Source organism: Gordonia otitidis (assembly GCF_020735545.1).
Taxonomy (GTDB): Bacteria; Actinomycetota; Actinomycetes; order Mycobacteriales; family Mycobacteriaceae; genus Gordonia; species Gordonia otitidis.
Map to the genome: position 1 here is coordinate 2524957 of NZ_CP085974.1, position 15407 is coordinate 2540363.

A 15407-nucleotide genomic window follows, 5' to 3' on the forward strand; every position below is an offset into this window, starting at 1 on the left:
GTCGGGCACATCGATTGCATCCTGTCGAAACCCAAAGAATTGAATTAATGTAAGCTCGGTTGCTGGTTCGGCAGGTTACCAATTGCCCTGACTCTCCATAGGGCATCCTTGGGTGGTGGCGCGCGGTTGTGGATGGACGGCCCCGCTCGCATGAGGCTCTAGAATCGTCTCATGGACCCCATCTCGACGTCGGCCGCTGCAGCAGGAGTCGCAGGTAAGGCGCTTCAGAAGGCGGCTAGCGATAACCCGAAAACAGATGCCGTGTTACTGGATCAGGCGCAGACGTCAGGTGCGTTGGACCTCGCGGCAGAGGTCCGCGCGCGTCGTGAGGCAGTTAAGCAGCAGGTTCGTTTAAAGCTGTGGCAGCCTGTTGGTCGTATGGTGGGGATCTCGAAGGACTTCTTTGAGTTCGAACTCGAGGACGCTATAGCCGACAAGCTGACTGATGTTCCGGATGAGGACCTTGTCACACCCAAGGGCTCGGTGGCCGGTCCCGCGCTTTCAGGAATTGGGCTTACAGTTGAGGAACCTGAGCTTCGCGAGATGTACCTGAATCTATTGGCTGCTGCGTCGGATCGGCGCATCGAGTCCAAAGCGCACCCTTCCTTTGCTCAGGTGATCGCTCAGATTAACAGTGAGGAAGCGCATCTACTCGGAGAGGTTCTTGTCTTTGAGTCACTTCCCTTACTGGAAGTTAGGCAGACTCTTGATGACGGATTCCTGGTGATACAGTCAAATCTTCTTGCGTGGCCTACGGGATCTGGGGTATGGCAAGTGTTAAGCGTTGCGCATATGAGTCTGATAGATAACTGGATTCGTTTGGGGCTGGTCAGGATTGGATACGACACATACTTAATTTCGGATGAGCAGTATTCATGGCGAGACAACCACCCAATTGTTAAAGCGGCAAATGAGAGTTTCGGCAGTGAGAAGATTCATTGCGAAAAGGGAAAGCTGGTCGTAACGGATTTTGGGAGGCAGTTTTACAAGGTTGTGATCGCGCGTTCATACTCTGAAGAATCTGCTATCGAACCGTCCAAAAATGGCGAGGAAATTGTAGAACACGAACCCACCGGACGGTGAAAGAAGAAACAGAGAGCGGCGGGATCGGGCGGAGAGATTCGACTAGGAAGACTCTCGGATAAAAGAACAGCTTATCGAAGCTCGATAAGTCCGCCTGCGGTCGGCTTGAATCGATGTTCCAAGGCGGGTTGCAGGTAGGCGACGAGTCGAGCTACCCCAACGGCAGGTCAACCCCAACGCTAGGCCGAAGCCCGGTCTCCTGCGGGTAGAGCGCGCCCTCAGGCCGTCTGACGACTACGACACCCCCGAAAACGCGAGGGGAGCCGCCGTCGAGTCCCCCTGGCGCCAGCGACCGCCGGCATCCTGCGGGTCTTCCTGGCCCTGCATTCCCGCGCCGACGATCCGACCGCGCCGTTGTTCCCGGCGTCCTGACCACGAGCCGAGCGACCAACCGGCGTCGCCGTCAACCCCGATAGGACGGCTCCCGAGACGGCGGGAGCCAAGGCGCAACGCAACGCCGACGCCCTGGCCTCGCCCACAATGGACGAAGCCTGGGACTGGACTGGACTGGACCAGCTCGCGCCCGACACCAGAACTTCTACAAGGCGATATTCCGTCCGGTGGTGCTCTGGGTCAACCGAGGAAGGTCAAGGCCGAGCGCTACCGCCCGCGCTGAAATTCCATGCTCTCCGCCGCACGTACGCGAGCCTGTGCGTGGCGGCGGGCATCCCGCCGTTGGAGATCGTTGGAGATCGCCCGATTCATGGGCCACGCCAAGGTCGTCACCACGCTCAGCGTCTACGCGCACCTGTTCGAAGACGACCATGCCGACGCTATGTCTGCCTTGGTGGCGATGTCGGCACCGAGGACCGAGAACGTGGTGCGTCTCGCTTGAAACGTGGTGCGTCTCACTTGGGAGCTTAAAAGTCGCGGAGAATTGTCCGAGCTTAGTTGAGCACTATTCGAAGGGCTCCACCTCGCGATCCGTCGGTCGCACCGCTTTCAGATGGCGATTGCGTTGCTCTTCCCGAGAGTAGCTGCCTGCCACTTTGTGGTGTGGCGGACTGGGTCCGACGGAACTAGCAGGAGTAGCGGGGTTCTCGCGTTCGAATGAGAAGCCGAGGCTGAGCAGCTTGAACTGGACGACTGTTCGACCCTTAAGCCTTGCCAGTGTTCGTAGGCATACGAGAAAGGCTACTAGAAGGGTTATCGCCAGAATCGTTGTGACAGCCGCGGTTGCGGCCGTCAACACTGTCTCGCCTCAGGCCTTGCGGGACTTTGTCATTTTATCTCCATCTAGAGACTGGGATGGATTAAGTGGGCTAAGTAGTAATCGTTCTCGGAGTTGTCGGTATTAGCTAGTCAAAATGCCCCTCGTCTTAAAGTGGATAGGACCCTTTCCGGCTTCGATATGCGCCATCGGTTGAAAGATCTATGCGGTATCGCTGTGTGATCACATCTCTAGTCCTAGCTAGATCCCCTGTTTGCCGTGCTCGTATATCACGACGGTGCGGACAGCGGAACGAAGGGACGCACCTTCCAGTAACTCAAGGATCGGTTAGAGGTGGCGCGGCGTCAAGAGCTAGCCGAACGCCACCGGTCCGTATCTTAAGAATTGTGATTAGGGGCGGCCCGGCCCCGTCAGCATCTCGGCCTCAGCTTCGTTGCAATCGACCGACGCGGTAAGCGAAGCGGGTAGCGCGGGGGTAGTACGCGGTCCAGCGTGGCGACGTTGGAAACTCGTGGAACACCGCTCTACCTGCGGTGATACTGGAGCCGATGACGGGAATCGAACCCGCGTATTCAGCTTGGGAAAGTGTTTCGGCGTCCGAACGGGTGTGCGGGCTACCAGCATCTCAACGAGCCGTGCGCGAAGCATAAGCGCAACGTAACAGCCACTTTGGCGAAACTAGCGCACACATCACGGCGAGCCATGAGCGACCCTAATACACCCCACAAGCGCACCACGTGGAGTGTATGGGGAGTGTATTTGCTCGAGCAGGCCGAACCCCCGAGGCCGGAACGTGTGGCTCGGGGGTTCGGGGTGGGCGAGGGCGATGTGCTCGGCGGAGCCGCCTCGCTCGTGCGGGGGACACGTCAACCCCGACTCGCCGGAGACAAGTCGATCCGGCTGTGGTGCGGCGGGTGGGCGTACACCCGCCGGGCTTGTGTAGTTGTGCGGCTGGTCCCAACGCGCGGCCCAGGCCGGACCTCGTGCGAGTGGAGCGCACCCTCAGCCCGAAGTCACGGACGCTGGCGGACGGGACCGTGGTGCCGATCTACGACACTCCCAAGACGCGAGGGAGCCGGCGACGAGTCCCGCTGACCCCGGCGACGGTGGACACGCTGCGGGATTATCTGGCGTTGCATCCTCACGGCCCTGGCCAGCCCGAGCACGATCCCACCGCGCCGCTGTTCCCGGCGTTCAAGCTGACGGCCGAACGACCCACCGGCGTAGCTGTCGACCCCGACAGGGCCGCTCCCGAGACAGCGGGCGCGAAGGCTCAGCGCAACGCCGACGCCCTGGCCTCGCTCACCATGGACGAAGCTGAAGCGCGCCTCGAACTGGACTGGACCAGCCCCGTTCGGCACCAGAATTTCTACAAGGCGGTGTTCCGTCCGGCAGCGCTGCGAGCTACCCGAGGCAGCGGAGGCCGAGCGCTACCGCCCGCGCTGAAGTTCCACGCGCTGCGCCACACCTACGCCAGCCTGTGCGTCGCGGCAAGCATTCCGCCGTTGGAGATCGCCCGCTTCATGGGGCACGCCAAGGTCACCACGACCCTCAGCGTCTACGCGCACCTTTTCGAGGACGACCACGCCGACGCCATGTCGGCCTTGGCAGCAATGGGTACGCCCGGGATCGGGGAGAACGTGGTGAGGTTGAGAGGCTAATGCTAGCCGACTTGCCTAATCCAATCACGCAAGTATAGCGCGATCCTGTCTCTTTCATTCTTCTCTAGCACGTTGTTGTGTGCCACTATGTTTCGCGAAGATTCAAGCTCGGTAAATCGGGTGATAACCCATTCAGGGTCGGGGAATAGGTCGGCGAAGTCCTCCCAGTTGTTACGAATGAGAGAGGCTAAATCCCCGAAGTCGGTATAATATATCTCGCTAGCTCCGCGTTTCATGTGCCATCGATTCTTGCCTTCCTTCTCTTGCCGTTCGATGACCTTTTTCTTAATTGTGCTGGACGCGCAATTATCCCACCAGTCCGTGGCCCCGTGATTCTCCGACAGTTTCTGCTGAATTAACTCACGTGCGGAGTTCTCGAAGCAGAAGAATGCAAGGTACGCCTCGAGCGACTGTAGAGCTGAGCGTCGAATCTTTTCGGAGAAGTCTTCAAGCGGCATCACCCGCTGTATCGCTTGAGGGTCGGAAGCGGCGCGAACCGCAATCCCGGATTCTTCCAGGTCATTAAGCGCAGACTCCACGTTCAGTCCATGGAAGAGCCAGTTCGCGACATCGCGTTGACTCACAGAAGCTCCGATTTTATAGCCTGAAACACTGCTCGATATACGGCTGCGTCCGAAGTGGTCGGCAAGTGTATATGAATATCGTGGTGGAGATTCAGGGCGCTTTGCGGTGACAAAACTGTAGCAGGGGATTGAGGAGGTAGATCATCACCTTTGCCCTCTGCTTCCGGGGTGTCGTTGACTGAACTCTGTTCGGGTTGAGCTTCCGGCGTCCAATCCGCAATCTCGCACAATTTGACAAAAGTAGAAGCGATACGGTTCGACATCTTTTCGTTAGCTCCCGTTAGGGTAACGACTCTCTTTGATATCTCCTCGGTGTTCTTGGTATAAATCCGTTGATCGGCCATGAACAATCCGGGCCATCCCTCTCGAAGTCCCTTCGCAACGGCGCGACCACCTTCATGGCCCTTGTAATCGTTATACCGTTGCGTCGGCTGCCCATTGGAATCTATGAAACCGAGTTTCCTGAGGATTGAGATGACGGCGCGGTCATTTGACGAAGTAAAGCCCAGGGTTGATTTGAGGAACTCGTTGTGAAACTTAGGTGGCGTCCCGGCCGTCTTGATGCGAGCAAAGATCTCTGGCAGGCGCGCATAGGCGAGTGAATACGGCATGTCGGCCAACGGAGGCTCCTCGTGCGCCAGTGATTGTCAGTTGTGCTCGGAGATTACCGCGCGATTCGGACAAACTGCTTTCAACGCGCCATTCCAACAGGGATCGCACAGCGCAGGCCTCGGCTGACTGGCGCCACCACCCGGAGTGTGTGGGGAGTGTATTTGGTGTCGCGGATGAGCCGTTTGGCGGTCGGAAAACCGCTCTACCAGGGCTTTCGTCGGAGCCGATGACGGGAATCGAACCCGCGTATTCAGCTTGGGAAGCTGATGTTTTGTAGCATGGGAGGATAAGCCCACCCGCCCTGACCTCACCAAAAGCACTGGTAGACTGATGTTTTGGCACTACATGTGACGCAGGGCGGTAGCACGGCATACGCTGCCGTAAACGTAAGTCTTAAACGTAAGTAGGTTCAGACGTGAAAACTCAGCCACGACGACGGCGCGGTGAAGGCTCCATCTACCAACGCAAAGACGGCATGTGGATCGCCCAGGTCTACCTCCCCGCGACCGGCAAGCCCTACCAACGAGCGCGCGCCAAGCAATCCGACGCCATCGCCGAACTCAAGAAGATGCAACGCGACGCCGACAAAGGCATCGACCTCAGCGCGAAAACCACCACCGTCTCCACATGGATGACACAGTGGCTCGACGACATCGCCTCCCGCAGAGTGAAACCCAACGTCCTCGCCAACTATCGCAGCATCAACCGCCGACACATCGAACCACACATCGGGAAACGGCGCCTCTCATCCATCGACGCCGCAGCAATCCGCAAACTGCTGCGCACCGTCGAAACCAACGTGTCATCCCGCACCGCGCAGATCACCTACAACGTCCTCAATCCAGCCTTCGCCGACGCGATGAAACATGGCCTCCTCGAATGGAATCCCGTTGCGCGCGTGGACCGACCGGGCGCACTGTCTGCTCGACGAGATCCCCTCACCTCTGCGCAGGCCAAAGCACTCCTGCGACACCTCCTCACACAAGGCGACCCCTCAGAGCTCGCCCGATGGTCGACACGACTGTTCACCGGCTTCCGCCAAGCCCAATGCCTCGGACTGACCTGGGAGCGCGTCGACTTCGACAACATGGTGCTGGACATGGCCTACCAGGTGCAGCGCTTGCCGTTGAAGAAGGGCGTCAGTCACCCGCGTGCGCAAGACGTGTACCCGCGCGCCGACTTCGACGTACGCCGCGACCTCGACTTCACCCCCCTATGGAAAGGGTGGTGCCTTGTCGACCCGAAAACCGAGTCGTCCCGCAAGATCGTCCCCATGGTTCCGCCACTCGCCGCAGCCTTGCAGGCGTGGCGGGATGCGAGCGACGACACAACCGGTCTGGTGTGGTCACGCGACGGGGGGAAACCCATTGCGTCACGTGACGATCTGGCTGACTGGAAAGCACTCTGTGTCGCCGCAGGAATCGCCCCCACCATCAAGGACGCCCCGGTGCAGCACGTCGGACGCAACACCGTCGCGACACTCCTACTGGAGGCCGGAGTCGAAGAGTCGGTACGTATGGCGATCCTCGGACACTCCACCGTCGCCGCCCACCGCAGATACGCCTACGCCAACACCGACATCACCCGCGCCGCCCTCGAGCAAATGGCTACCTTGCTGCAACTCTCAGACGCCGCAACCGATTGACGGTGAGCGGTGCGTACGCCAACGCTTCCTCGGTGTCGCAAAGCCGATTGACGCGCTGCCAGAACCGGGTGACTGACATGCCGAACTCGGTTCTGATCGCGTCAGCCATCGCGCCGCTGTGGTTCCACCGTTGGCCGGCCATGTCGAGTAGGCGGCGATCCTCGTCAGTCATGCGCGCTCCTCAAGTTGCTTCCCCACCCACACCTTCTCGTCCTCAGTCATGGACTGGACGAACACCACCAGCATCGGCACGTCCACCCACAACTCCGCGGCCGTCTCGTGTGCGTCTCGCGCCCACAACAGCGCATCGACCAACGCTTCGAGTTGGATGAGCCGTCGAGCTGCGATGCGCTCGACCGTCAACTCCTCGCGAGCTCGCAGCACTCGGTCGACGGGGAACACGCGCCGCTCGTCGTGGACGAGTTCGTGTGCGAGTGTGGAGCGTCGTTGGGCTTGATCGTCGCCAGTGTTGATCGTGATGCGATCACCGCGCAGACAGCCGCGCCGCCCATCGGCCAGCCGCTCGAAGGTGATGTTCAGATGTTCGCGGTCACGTGCGTCTCGCCAGGGGTGGTACACACCGAACAAGCTAGGGGAAGGCTCTGACAAAAACGGGCGTGACCAGGAATTACATGCGTGTAGTTATGCACCACCCTGCTCGGCGGTGCGCTCTTGCTGGCGGCGAATGGCTTCTCCTTCGGAGATGTCGCCAGTGTCGCGGCCAGCTAAGTCGTAGTCGTCTGGATCGCGGGGGTCACCCGCGTCGGTCTTCTCGTTCGGGTCCGCTTCGCCCGGTGCATCCTGTTCCTGTGTAGCTTCCACTGCATTGTCTCGATCCCTTGCGTCCAGGAGCGCTCGGACCATCGCGCGGATAACGCGGCGCTCACTACCGGTGAGCCTCCCCGCTTCATCGGGGAGGGTGAACGGCTCGACAGGTTCCTCGCCCCGAAGTCGATAGACCTCGGTGGGATCGATACCTAAGCCATCGGCGAGCTCCTTGATGGCCTCATGTGATGTTCGATCTCCTCGCAGGATGCGACGGACCTTGGTGTGGTCCATGTTGATCCGCGTGGCGAGTGGCCTATACCCAAACTCGACGCCTATCTTGTCGAACAGGGGCCGCCATTGCTCTGGCGGTAGTTTCGGGTCGCTCACAGTGCCCACCTTGCATGTCGAGTTGAGTGTTCGAATAGTGATTCGCTAGACGGTCCGTCTAGGAACTACTCGCATGTAATTCGAGGTCAAGCTACTTACCAGCACATTTTCTCAGACTCGTAGTTGACACCATCGTCTAGTGGTGTAGCGTGGTGCGTACACCAAACAACGACAGGAGGGCTCGACCAAATGGGCTTCACGTCACGCGACATGTACGCGGAGGTTGTCGATAGCGACCTATTGCGTCGGGCGCTGCGGCGGTCCGGGCTCTCGTACCAGGAACTAGCCGATGAGGCGACCAGTGAGTTGCGACGCATTGCGCGTAGCGAACGCCGGAAACGTCGCGACGATGGAGTTCCCGATGGTGTGTCGAAGTCGCTCGTCGAGCGACTCGTCAATCAGCGGACCAAGACCACGCATGAACTGCGGGCCATCGCAATAGAAAGGTCGCTCGGCGTGACCGATGGCGACCTCTTCACGCCGCGAATGGTGCATGGTGTGCACGCCGTACCCCGCTCCGCCTAGCTGTACAAAAAATGCCCGCCCGGTGCGCGAACACCGAACGGGCCTGAACAACGAGATAGGAGTCTCAATGCAAGGCCAGAATACCGCAGTCGAGGTCCGAGTCCCAGGGTCGGGACTTCCGCTCTACACAGATGGCAAGTCACTCGTCGCACTCAAGCCGATCGCTGACTACTTCGGACTCGACTGGGCGGGGCAGTTCACGAAGCTCAAGTCGAAGTCGTGGGCAACCATTGGGAAATTCTCAACGGTTGCCGCCGATGGCAAGACGCGCGAAATGACCGCTGGCGACCGCAAGACCCTGACCATGTGGCTCGCCACCCTCGATGAGAACCGGGTCCGCGCCGACAAGCGCGCAGAACTGATTGCGTACCAATCCGAAGCTGCCGACGCTCTCGACAAGTTCTTCCACGAGGGAGTCGCCATCAGCCCCCGTGCCACCGAGCACCAACTCAACGCGGCCATCTTTCAGGCTCGCGCACAGATGGAGTTGTGTCAGGCGGCGCAGGGACTCATCCATCCCGACCACCTCGAAGCCAAGGCGCGAGTGATCCTCGCGCGTGGCATGGGCGAGAATGCGCAGCTCGACCAGCAGGCGCGACCGCTCTATACCGCCGACTTCCTCAAGGGAAAGAACCTCAGCGCGAAGAGAACCAAGAGTGTTTCCGGGGTGTTCGGAAAGCGATGCAAGGCAGCCTACGTCGACCTGCATGGCGTTGAGCCGCAACGGTATCCACTCACCCTCTCCAACGGCCAGACGCGCGACGTCCTCGCCTACACCGAAGCCGATCGCGAACTTCTCGAATCGGTGTGGCAGCAGTACTACGCCGAGCCAACGCAGCTGGAGGTCGAGGCATGAGCAGCTTTCCGGTGTTCGATTCCCCGAGAAGCGACCCCCACGACCAGCGGCACGTCCAGCATGAGTCCGGTGTGACTATGCGCGTCGACGCTACTGATGAGTGGATCACCGTCCCATTACGCGCGGTATTCACCGACGACGGGCTGTCCGGATGGTCGTTCGAGATCGGTCCGTACTCGGTTAGTGGGCCGGACGCCACGGAACTGGCAAACGCCATCGCCCACTACGGGAGGGTATCTGAAGACTTCCGACCGACTGGCGATCCGTCATGACCACAGCAATGGAAGGTGATGTCGTAGCGGCTGATGTTTCTGTGATCTTGCCGCCGAGCAAGGACGAGAAGCTGCGGTCGCTGTCGCAGAAGACGCCCGAGCAGCAGGTCGATGAAGTGACGACGATGTTGGTGCAGTCCAACGCTGGCCTGCTGGTTGCGATTGCAGCGCAGGATCTTCCGGGCATTGCCGAGGCGAAGGCGAAGGCGGCGACTATCGCGGAGATTGCGAAGCAGTTGCGACTCGGCAAGGACATGCAGTTGCACGCGGCCGAGTTTTGCCGGCGGGCAGAACGCGGACTCGGGGTCGCGATTCGCGAGGGGCAAGAGCGTGGAGAGGTTCGGCGCAAGGGGCAGGTAGAGAACCGATCCAACCAACACGGACGAGTTGGAGAAAGTGTTGACAACACGATCTCCTCAAAGCCGACTGACTATGCGTCGCAAGAAGAGTTGAGCGGCAACATGGGGTCCGGCATCTACACGATGACTGACAATGTTTCCGACGACCAATTCGAGGAAGCCGTCACCGAAGCCAAGGCCGAAGGCAATCTGTCCCGCGCGAACGTCGCCCGCAAATGCAAGGCCAAGGCAAACCCGGCGCCGTTGATCGACGAGAACGATCCGGAAATCGACGCCGAAGTTGCGCCGAATCCGGCCGATATGCCGCGCCGCAACAAGCCCGATCCTGGCCCCAGGCCATTCAAGAAGTCGGACACGGAAATGCTGGCTGAAATAGCCGGAAGCCTCGCCAACTTCGCTGACCTCATTGGCTACATCCAACCAGAGCGGATCGGAACCGCCGACGCCGAAAGGCTGTGCATCCAGGCGTTCCACGCCCTCTCACGCATTCGCAAGCACTTCAAGGAGATCAACAGCAATGTCAAAGCCTGACCGTATCGAGTTCACCTCCCACCTCGGATGGGTGCGACTCGACCAGATGAACATCAGCCCTGTCGCCCAGCGTGCGCTCAATCAGTCCTGGGTGGACCGTCTCGCCGCCGAGTTCAATCCGGACGTGATGGGCATCCTCCATGTCTCACACCGTGACGGTTGGTACTACGTCGTTGACGGACAGCATCGCCGCGCAGCAGCTATCCAGTGGCTCGGTTCCGACCAGCAGGTCCAGTGCCACATCTACGAGGATCTAACCACCGCCGACGAGGCGAACCTGTTCCTTCGCCTCAACAGCGTCAAGGCGCAGAACCCAATGTCGAAGTACAAAGTCGCGCTCGCCGCGGGACGACCGATCGAAACCGATATTGACCGCATCGCAAGATCTACTGGCGTCGTAATCGGCACAAGCAAGCCGCTCGAAGAAGTGTCGTGCGTGACCGCGCTCATCAACACTTACAAGAAGTCGGGCCCAGGCGGACTCTCGTTCGCGCTGCGAGTTATCAACGCCGCGTACGGATATGACGGCTTCAACAGAGACATCATCTCGGCACTTGGACTCATTAAGGACCGCTACGGCGACACGATAAATGAAGACAAGTTGGTGATGCGTCTTCGGAAGGTCGGAATCGTCGAGTTGCGTCGAAAGGCGAAGGACTGGCGGGAGACATCGGGCAACCCTGCTAACCAGTGCCATGCGCACACGATGATCGAGTTCTACAACAGGGGCAATGGAACTCGGGTTGAACCTTGGTGGAACCTCGGCGTGATCGGCGTAGCAGGGTGAGGCACATCGTGTGGTGGCTCGACGGAAACCTCTGGCGCTCAGTCAAATGCGCCAACCGCTCCATCGCGCTCCTCGTCGCTGCCGAGTACACGTACGCCGGCTTCTACATCCAGATCAGAAAGGCGGCAAGCGCATGAACTACTACGGCTGCGAAGTCTTAGGGGTCGAAGCTGACCACGGCGACACCGCTGACATTGTGATCCATCTCCCCGAATCCATTGGGCCGGAGCTCTTCATGGGCATCCCGATTGTCGACATCGACGGTTGGCCCACCTTCACCGACCACTCCCGCGCGGGTTGCTGTGCGGGAGAGCGCGACCGGGCACCTCTCACGCCCACGGCGGTCGCGCACCCCGACCCGGTAGAGGAAGCCGGGTCGGGGACCAACCTCAAGGAGGACAGATGACCGTCGAACCACTACCGATGATTCTCTACGACCTCGAGAACGCGGTCCAGGCGTGCAGTGGCGTCTCCAAGGACACGCTTCGGCGTGAATGGAGGGAACGGAAACTCACTTTTGTGCGGGTACGTGGCTCGAAGAAGCAGTACATCACCGCTGACGAATTGCGGCGTTGGGCAAACGATTTGGAGGAGGCGTGATGTCGAATCTGTTGCATGTTCTGTTCGCGCCTGAGGGTGCGAGTGAGGTGCAGGCGTGCGCGATTGTGTGGGCGATGGTCGTGATGATCGTCGCGTCGTATTCGCCGAGACTGGCGAAGCGAAACCTGTTGAACCCCAATCAGTACGGAGATGATGAATGAGCGTCACGATCAAGTCGATTGGAGGCCGCGATCTGTATGTGGCGGAGTCCGCAGGTGATGTGCGGGCTGCTGTTGTGGAGGCAGTGAAGGCCCGCGCGGACCTGTCCCGCGCGAACCTGACCGGCGCGAACCTGTCCCGCGCGTACCTGTCCGGCGCGAACCTGTCCGGCGCGTACCTGTCCGGCGCGGACCTGTCCGGCGCGTACCTGTCCGGCGCGGACCTGTCCGGCGCGGACCTGTCCGGCGCGTACCTGTCTCGCGCGTACCTGTCCGGCGCGTACCTGTCCGGCGCGGACCTGTCCGGCGCGTACCTGTCCGGCGCGGACCTGTCCGGCGCGTACCTGTCCGGCGCGAACCATGCCGAAGCCGCACTCGCCCAAACCGTCGTCTGCCCCGAGGGCGACATCATCGGCTGGAAGAAATGCCAAGGCGGGAGGCTCGTCAAACTCCTCATTCCCTCAGACGCCAAGCGATCTAACGCCTCTGGTCGCAAGTGTCGCGCCGAGTACGCAAGGGTTCTTGAAATCCTGCACGGCGATACGAACGTGGATGAGGCACGCAGTCAGCATGACTCGGAGTTCATCTACTGCGTCGGCGAAACGGTTCGACCGGACAGTTTCGATGAGGACCGGTGGAACGAGTGTGCTCCCGGTATCCACTTCTACATCACGCGAGCCGAAGCGGAGGCGCACTGATGACGTGTGACCGCTGGACCGACGACGACGATTTGGACTGCTATCTCGAATGCCGAGACTTTCGGGTGCGCAGCGAGTTTGAGCGCACCGCGGACATGTTGGCTGCGATCCCACCGTCGAGGCCGCTGCCGTCGACACGCACCGTGTGGCTCCTCATCCTTGCTGGCTGCGTCATCGTGGATGCGCTTGTTGTCCTCGGTGTCGTGTCGATCATCGAATGGTGGGGGGCGCGATGAGTGTCATCGAATTTCCCTCCCGCCAACAGAGTGTCGAGTGGCACATCCTCGACGCCGAAAACGAAATGCATGACCTCGCACACTGTCTCGGATTCCAGGCGTGGGTTGGTCATCCGCGGGGCGAGTGGGAAGTGCAGATCATGTCGGGCCGTCATGTCGCGGTCCGTCTACCAGGTACGTCGCGGCTTGCGGTTGTGGAGTCAGCTATCGCATGGATGGAGGCAAAACGATGAGCCGCAAACGTGCTGATCGTTGCGCAAGAGGACACTCCCTTGTCGACGCCTACGAGACGATGAAGCGAGATGGCGCAGTGAATCGGCAGTGCCGTACCTGTCGTGCCGAGCGTGCCCGCATCACCAAATGTCGTCGCGGCCACGATCTCACCGACGAGAGCAATGTGCGTTGGGATGGTGCACGCCGACGCTGCATCACCTGCGCGAACACAACGAAACGTGCCCGAAAAACGCATTGCGCCAACGGGCATGAGTTCCGGCCGGAAACGACATCGGTCAGTGCTAGGGGGTGGAGGACATGCCTGCTGTGTCGTCGCGAGGAGTATGCGCGCCGGGGTACACCGAAGCCGCCTCGTAATCCGGTAGTCGTGTTGCAGGCACCGCCACGTGATGAGAACGCGTTGCCGATCTGCCAGGGCGATGAGCGGTTCACGAGTGATGACCGTGAGGTGTTGATGCAGGCCGCGAAGGCGTGCCGGTCGTGCCCGCTGATCGCTGAGTGTGCTGAACGTGCACTGATTGGCCGCTATTCGTGGGGCGTGTTCGCGGGAAACATTTTGTCAGGCCGCATGTCTCGTCGTCAGCGTTTGGCGATGGAGGCGATGGCGTCATGACTAGCGATTTCATCACGGCGTTCTATACGACGGCGGTTCGTCCGCAGCATGGTGATCCTGGTGGTCAGCGTGTGGGTGGCGCTCGGGTTGCGCAGACCCGAGTAGGCAGAAGGTCGACACCCCAACAGAATCCGGCGTTGCAGGCGACGGGCATGTGTAGGCAGATCAACTACACGGCGATCTTTGAAGCGATGCCCAAGTTGCCGGAGTGGATTGCTGACGCCCCATGTTCGCAGGCTGACCCTGAACTGTTTTTCCCGGACGCTCACGAGTCCAGGGCGAATGTTGCTCTGGCGAAACGGGTGTGCGCGGCATGTCCGGTGCGGCAGGAGTGTTTGGAGTGGGCTTTGGATCGTGGCGAAAAGTTCGGCATCTATGGCGGGTTGACGTCGACGCAGCGACGCAAGGTGTTGCGTCAGCGGGCGAAGGAGGCTGCGGCATGACCGCTTATGACGTCGGCTACGACGGTCACCCATCCAGCCGCGACTACGACGACAAAGACCACAAGGACTGGATTGACGGCGACTACGACCGATGGACCAGGAACCAGGAGAGCAACCAATGACATACCTCAGCGACATCCTCGAAGACCGACGCTGCGAATACAGCTACCTCATCGTCAGCCAATGCGCACACTGCCGCGGCCTGATCGCGGTCCATCACAACGACACGTGCGTGGGGTGCGGCATCGGCCTCGCGGTTGGTGACACGAGCGTCGACAACTTCTGCACCGACTGCGCGCAGGAGGACCACCAATGACACTCAGAACCTACGACAAGCTCGAGCAGAGAACCCCTGAGTGGTACGAAGCCAGACGAGGCATCGTCACCGCATCTACAGTCGGGCAACTGATCACGACCCGACGACTCTCTGCAATCGACTTCGACTGCCCCGCATGTGACGTGCCAGCGCAAACACCCTGCAAAGGGAAACGCACCACCGAACTGAAAGCACCCCATCCCGAACGCGCAGCCGAGGCCAGGAAGTCAAACACCGTCATCATCGAAGCAGCGAACAACGAGACCTCACGCGACCTCACTCACCTGCTCGTCTCCGAACGTATCACCAAACGCGTCGAGGACAACTGCCCCACCTTCGCTATGGAACGTGGCATCTGCGACGAACCGATCGCCCGTGCCAAGTACTCCGAGTGCTACGCCCCCGTGCGTGAGGTTGGGTTCATGGTCGAGGACAAGTGGGGAACGCGACTCGGATTCTCGCCAGATGGCTTGGTCGGCGACGACGGACTCATCGAGGTCAAGTCACGTACACCGAAGAACCAGGTCAAAGCAGTGCTATCGGGAGTAGTCCCCGCCGAGCACATGCCACAACTCCAATGCGGACTACTCGTCTCGGGACGCAAATGGATCGACTACGTCAGCTACCGAGACGGCATGGCGCTGTGGGTGAAACGTGTCTTCCCCGATCCGAAATGGTTCGACGCAATCATCAAGGCCGTCCGCATGTTCGAGGCCAACGCCCAAGAGCAGCAACGAGTCTACGAAGAAGACACGGCTGGCCTGCCCATGACTGAACGCGTCGACATCGACCCGGAGATTGTCATATGAGACGGCGACTCGATCTCACCGGCGTCGGATCGCCGCCAAAGAACAACGGATCGCACAGC

General features: G+C 60.2%; 25 protein-coding genes and 1 pseudogene. 21 read left to right on the plus strand and 5 right to left on the minus strand.

Going from position 1 to position 15407, the window contains the following annotated elements; translation table 11 throughout:
• The first annotated feature begins 171 nt into the window (after nt 1-171).
• The 3 genes from LK459_RS11370 (at nt 172) to LK459_RS11380 (ending at nt 3915) form a co-directional block, all read left to right on the plus strand.
• The gene (locus LK459_RS11370) at nt 172-1083 is read left to right on the plus strand and encodes a DUF4393 domain-containing protein (RefSeq protein ID WP_227923432.1); all 912 of its coding nucleotides are present in this window, start codon (nt 172-174) and stop codon (nt 1081-1083) included.
• Between the two features lie 685 nt (nt 1084-1768).
• Nucleotides 1769-1918 carry a hypothetical protein gene (locus LK459_RS11375; RefSeq protein WP_227923433.1) on the plus strand — a complete coding sequence of 50 codons (150 nt, stop codon included), beginning with the start codon at nt 1769-1771 and terminating at the stop codon, nt 1916-1918.
• Between the two features lie 1319 nt (nt 1919-3237).
• Complete coding sequence (locus LK459_RS11380; protein WP_227923434.1) at nt 3238-3915, plus strand: tyrosine-type recombinase/integrase; 678 nt, start codon at nt 3238-3240, stop codon at nt 3913-3915.
• Between the two features lie 2 nt (nt 3916-3917).
• On the opposite strand, the gene LK459_RS11385 is transcribed toward LK459_RS11380, so the two are convergent.
• Both LK459_RS11385 and LK459_RS11390 read right to left on the minus strand, forming a co-directional pair.
• A complete protein-coding gene (locus LK459_RS11385; RefSeq protein ID WP_227923435.1) occupies nt 3918-4499 on the minus strand; it encodes a Swt1 family HEPN domain-containing protein in 582 nt (193 codons plus the stop codon).
• Complete coding sequence (locus tag LK459_RS11390) at nt 4496-5110, minus strand: DUF5343 domain-containing protein (RefSeq protein WP_227923707.1); 615 nt, start codon at nt 5108-5110, stop codon at nt 4496-4498. Before LK459_RS11390 ends, LK459_RS11385 begins: the two co-directional genes overlap by 4 nt.
• A gap of 416 nt (nt 5111-5526) precedes the next feature.
• On the opposite strand from LK459_RS11390, the gene LK459_RS11395 reads away from it, so the two are divergent.
• Complete coding sequence (locus LK459_RS11395) at nt 5527-6756, plus strand: tyrosine-type recombinase/integrase (protein ID WP_227923436.1); 1230 nt, start codon at nt 5527-5529, stop codon at nt 6754-6756.
• Here the strand turns inward: LK459_RS11395 and LK459_RS11400 are convergent.
• From LK459_RS11400 to LK459_RS11410, 3 genes are all read right to left on the minus strand, one after another.
• Nucleotides 6719-6928: a DUF3263 domain-containing protein gene (locus LK459_RS11400; protein ID WP_227923437.1), complete on the minus strand. Its 210-nt coding sequence runs from the start codon at nt 6926-6928 to the stop codon at nt 6719-6721. The two genes, LK459_RS11395 and LK459_RS11400, sit on opposite strands and share 38 nt — an antisense overlap.
• Complete coding sequence (locus LK459_RS11405; protein WP_227923438.1) at nt 6925-7335, minus strand: hypothetical protein; 411 nt, start codon at nt 7333-7335, stop codon at nt 6925-6927. The genes LK459_RS11400 and LK459_RS11405 overlap by 4 nt, the downstream gene beginning before the upstream one ends.
• Before the next feature lie 63 nt (nt 7336-7398).
• Nucleotides 7399-7911, minus strand: coding sequence for a hypothetical protein (locus LK459_RS11410; RefSeq protein ID WP_227923439.1), 513 nt, complete (start codon nt 7909-7911; stop codon nt 7399-7401).
• Between the two features lie 189 nt (nt 7912-8100).
• Here LK459_RS11410 and LK459_RS11415 point away from each other — a divergent pair, with 189 nt between their 5' ends.
• From LK459_RS11415 to LK459_RS11495, 17 genes and pseudogenes are all read left to right on the plus strand, one after another.
• Nucleotides 8101-8436: a hypothetical protein gene (locus tag LK459_RS11415; protein WP_227923441.1), complete on the plus strand. Its 336-nt coding sequence runs from the start codon at nt 8101-8103 to the stop codon at nt 8434-8436.
• Nucleotides 8437-8503: 67 nt separating this feature from the next.
• On the plus strand, nt 8504-9292 hold the full coding sequence (locus tag LK459_RS11420) for a phage antirepressor N-terminal domain-containing protein (RefSeq protein ID WP_227923443.1): 789 nt from the start codon (nt 8504-8506) through the stop codon (nt 9290-9292).
• Nucleotides 9289-9564 carry a hypothetical protein gene (locus tag LK459_RS11425; RefSeq protein ID WP_227923450.1) on the plus strand — a complete coding sequence of 92 codons (276 nt, stop codon included), beginning with the start codon at nt 9289-9291 and terminating at the stop codon, nt 9562-9564. Before LK459_RS11420 ends, LK459_RS11425 begins: the two co-directional genes overlap by 4 nt.
• Nucleotides 9561-10454: a hypothetical protein gene (locus LK459_RS11430; RefSeq protein WP_227923452.1), complete on the plus strand. Its 894-nt coding sequence runs from the start codon at nt 9561-9563 to the stop codon at nt 10452-10454. Before LK459_RS11425 ends, LK459_RS11430 begins: the two co-directional genes overlap by 4 nt.
• Entirely contained in the window at nt 10441-11241 is an 801-nt protein-coding gene (locus LK459_RS11435) for a DUF6551 family protein (RefSeq protein ID WP_227923453.1), read from the plus strand. Before LK459_RS11430 ends, LK459_RS11435 begins: the two co-directional genes overlap by 14 nt.
• Nucleotides 11238-11378 carry a hypothetical protein gene (locus LK459_RS11440; RefSeq protein WP_156525582.1) on the plus strand — a complete coding sequence of 47 codons (141 nt, stop codon included), beginning with the start codon at nt 11238-11240 and terminating at the stop codon, nt 11376-11378. Before LK459_RS11435 ends, LK459_RS11440 begins: the two co-directional genes overlap by 4 nt.
• Nucleotides 11375-11647 (plus strand): DUF7324 family protein, encoded by a 273-nt coding sequence (locus LK459_RS11445; RefSeq protein ID WP_227923455.1) that lies wholly within the window; start codon nt 11375-11377, stop codon nt 11645-11647. Before LK459_RS11440 ends, LK459_RS11445 begins: the two co-directional genes overlap by 4 nt.
• A complete protein-coding gene (locus LK459_RS11450; protein ID WP_227923457.1) occupies nt 11644-11841 on the plus strand; it encodes a hypothetical protein in 198 nt (65 codons plus the stop codon). The genes LK459_RS11445 and LK459_RS11450 overlap by 4 nt, the downstream gene beginning before the upstream one ends.
• The gene (locus tag LK459_RS11455) at nt 11841-12002 is read left to right on the plus strand and encodes a hypothetical protein (RefSeq protein ID WP_227923459.1); all 162 of its coding nucleotides are present in this window, start codon (nt 11841-11843) and stop codon (nt 12000-12002) included. Before LK459_RS11450 ends, LK459_RS11455 begins: the two co-directional genes overlap by 1 nt.
• Nucleotides 11999-12205, plus strand: a pseudogene (locus LK459_RS23285) (pentapeptide repeat-containing protein); the annotation flags it as partial. The gene LK459_RS11455 and the pseudogene LK459_RS23285, both read left to right, overlap by 4 nt.
• A gap of 93 nt (nt 12206-12298) precedes the next feature.
• A complete protein-coding gene (locus LK459_RS23290; protein WP_227923709.1) occupies nt 12299-12697 on the plus strand; it encodes a DUF5758 domain-containing protein in 399 nt (132 codons plus the stop codon).
• Complete coding sequence (locus LK459_RS11475; RefSeq protein WP_227923462.1) at nt 12697-12933, plus strand: hypothetical protein; 237 nt, start codon at nt 12697-12699, stop codon at nt 12931-12933. Before LK459_RS23290 ends, LK459_RS11475 begins: the two co-directional genes overlap by 1 nt.
• 601 nt (nt 12934-13534) lie before the next feature.
• Nucleotides 13535-13780, plus strand: a complete 246-nt coding sequence (locus LK459_RS11480; RefSeq protein ID WP_227923464.1) for a WhiB family transcriptional regulator — start codon at nt 13535-13537, stop codon at nt 13778-13780.
• 137 nt (nt 13781-13917) lie between these two features.
• Nucleotides 13918-14223 (plus strand): WhiB family transcriptional regulator, encoded by a 306-nt coding sequence (locus LK459_RS11485; RefSeq protein WP_227923466.1) that lies wholly within the window; start codon nt 13918-13920, stop codon nt 14221-14223.
• Nucleotides 14220-14345, plus strand: coding sequence for a hypothetical protein (locus tag LK459_RS23170; RefSeq protein WP_265416866.1), 126 nt, complete (start codon nt 14220-14222; stop codon nt 14343-14345). Before LK459_RS11485 ends, LK459_RS23170 begins: the two co-directional genes overlap by 4 nt.
• On the plus strand, nt 14342-14539 hold the full coding sequence (locus LK459_RS11490) for a hypothetical protein (protein WP_227923468.1): 198 nt from the start codon (nt 14342-14344) through the stop codon (nt 14537-14539). The genes LK459_RS23170 and LK459_RS11490 overlap by 4 nt, the downstream gene beginning before the upstream one ends.
• Nucleotides 14536-15348, plus strand: coding sequence for a lambda exonuclease family protein (locus tag LK459_RS11495; RefSeq protein ID WP_227923469.1), 813 nt, complete (start codon nt 14536-14538; stop codon nt 15346-15348). The genes LK459_RS11490 and LK459_RS11495 overlap by 4 nt, the downstream gene beginning before the upstream one ends.
• Nucleotides 15349-15407 lie beyond the last annotated feature (59 nt).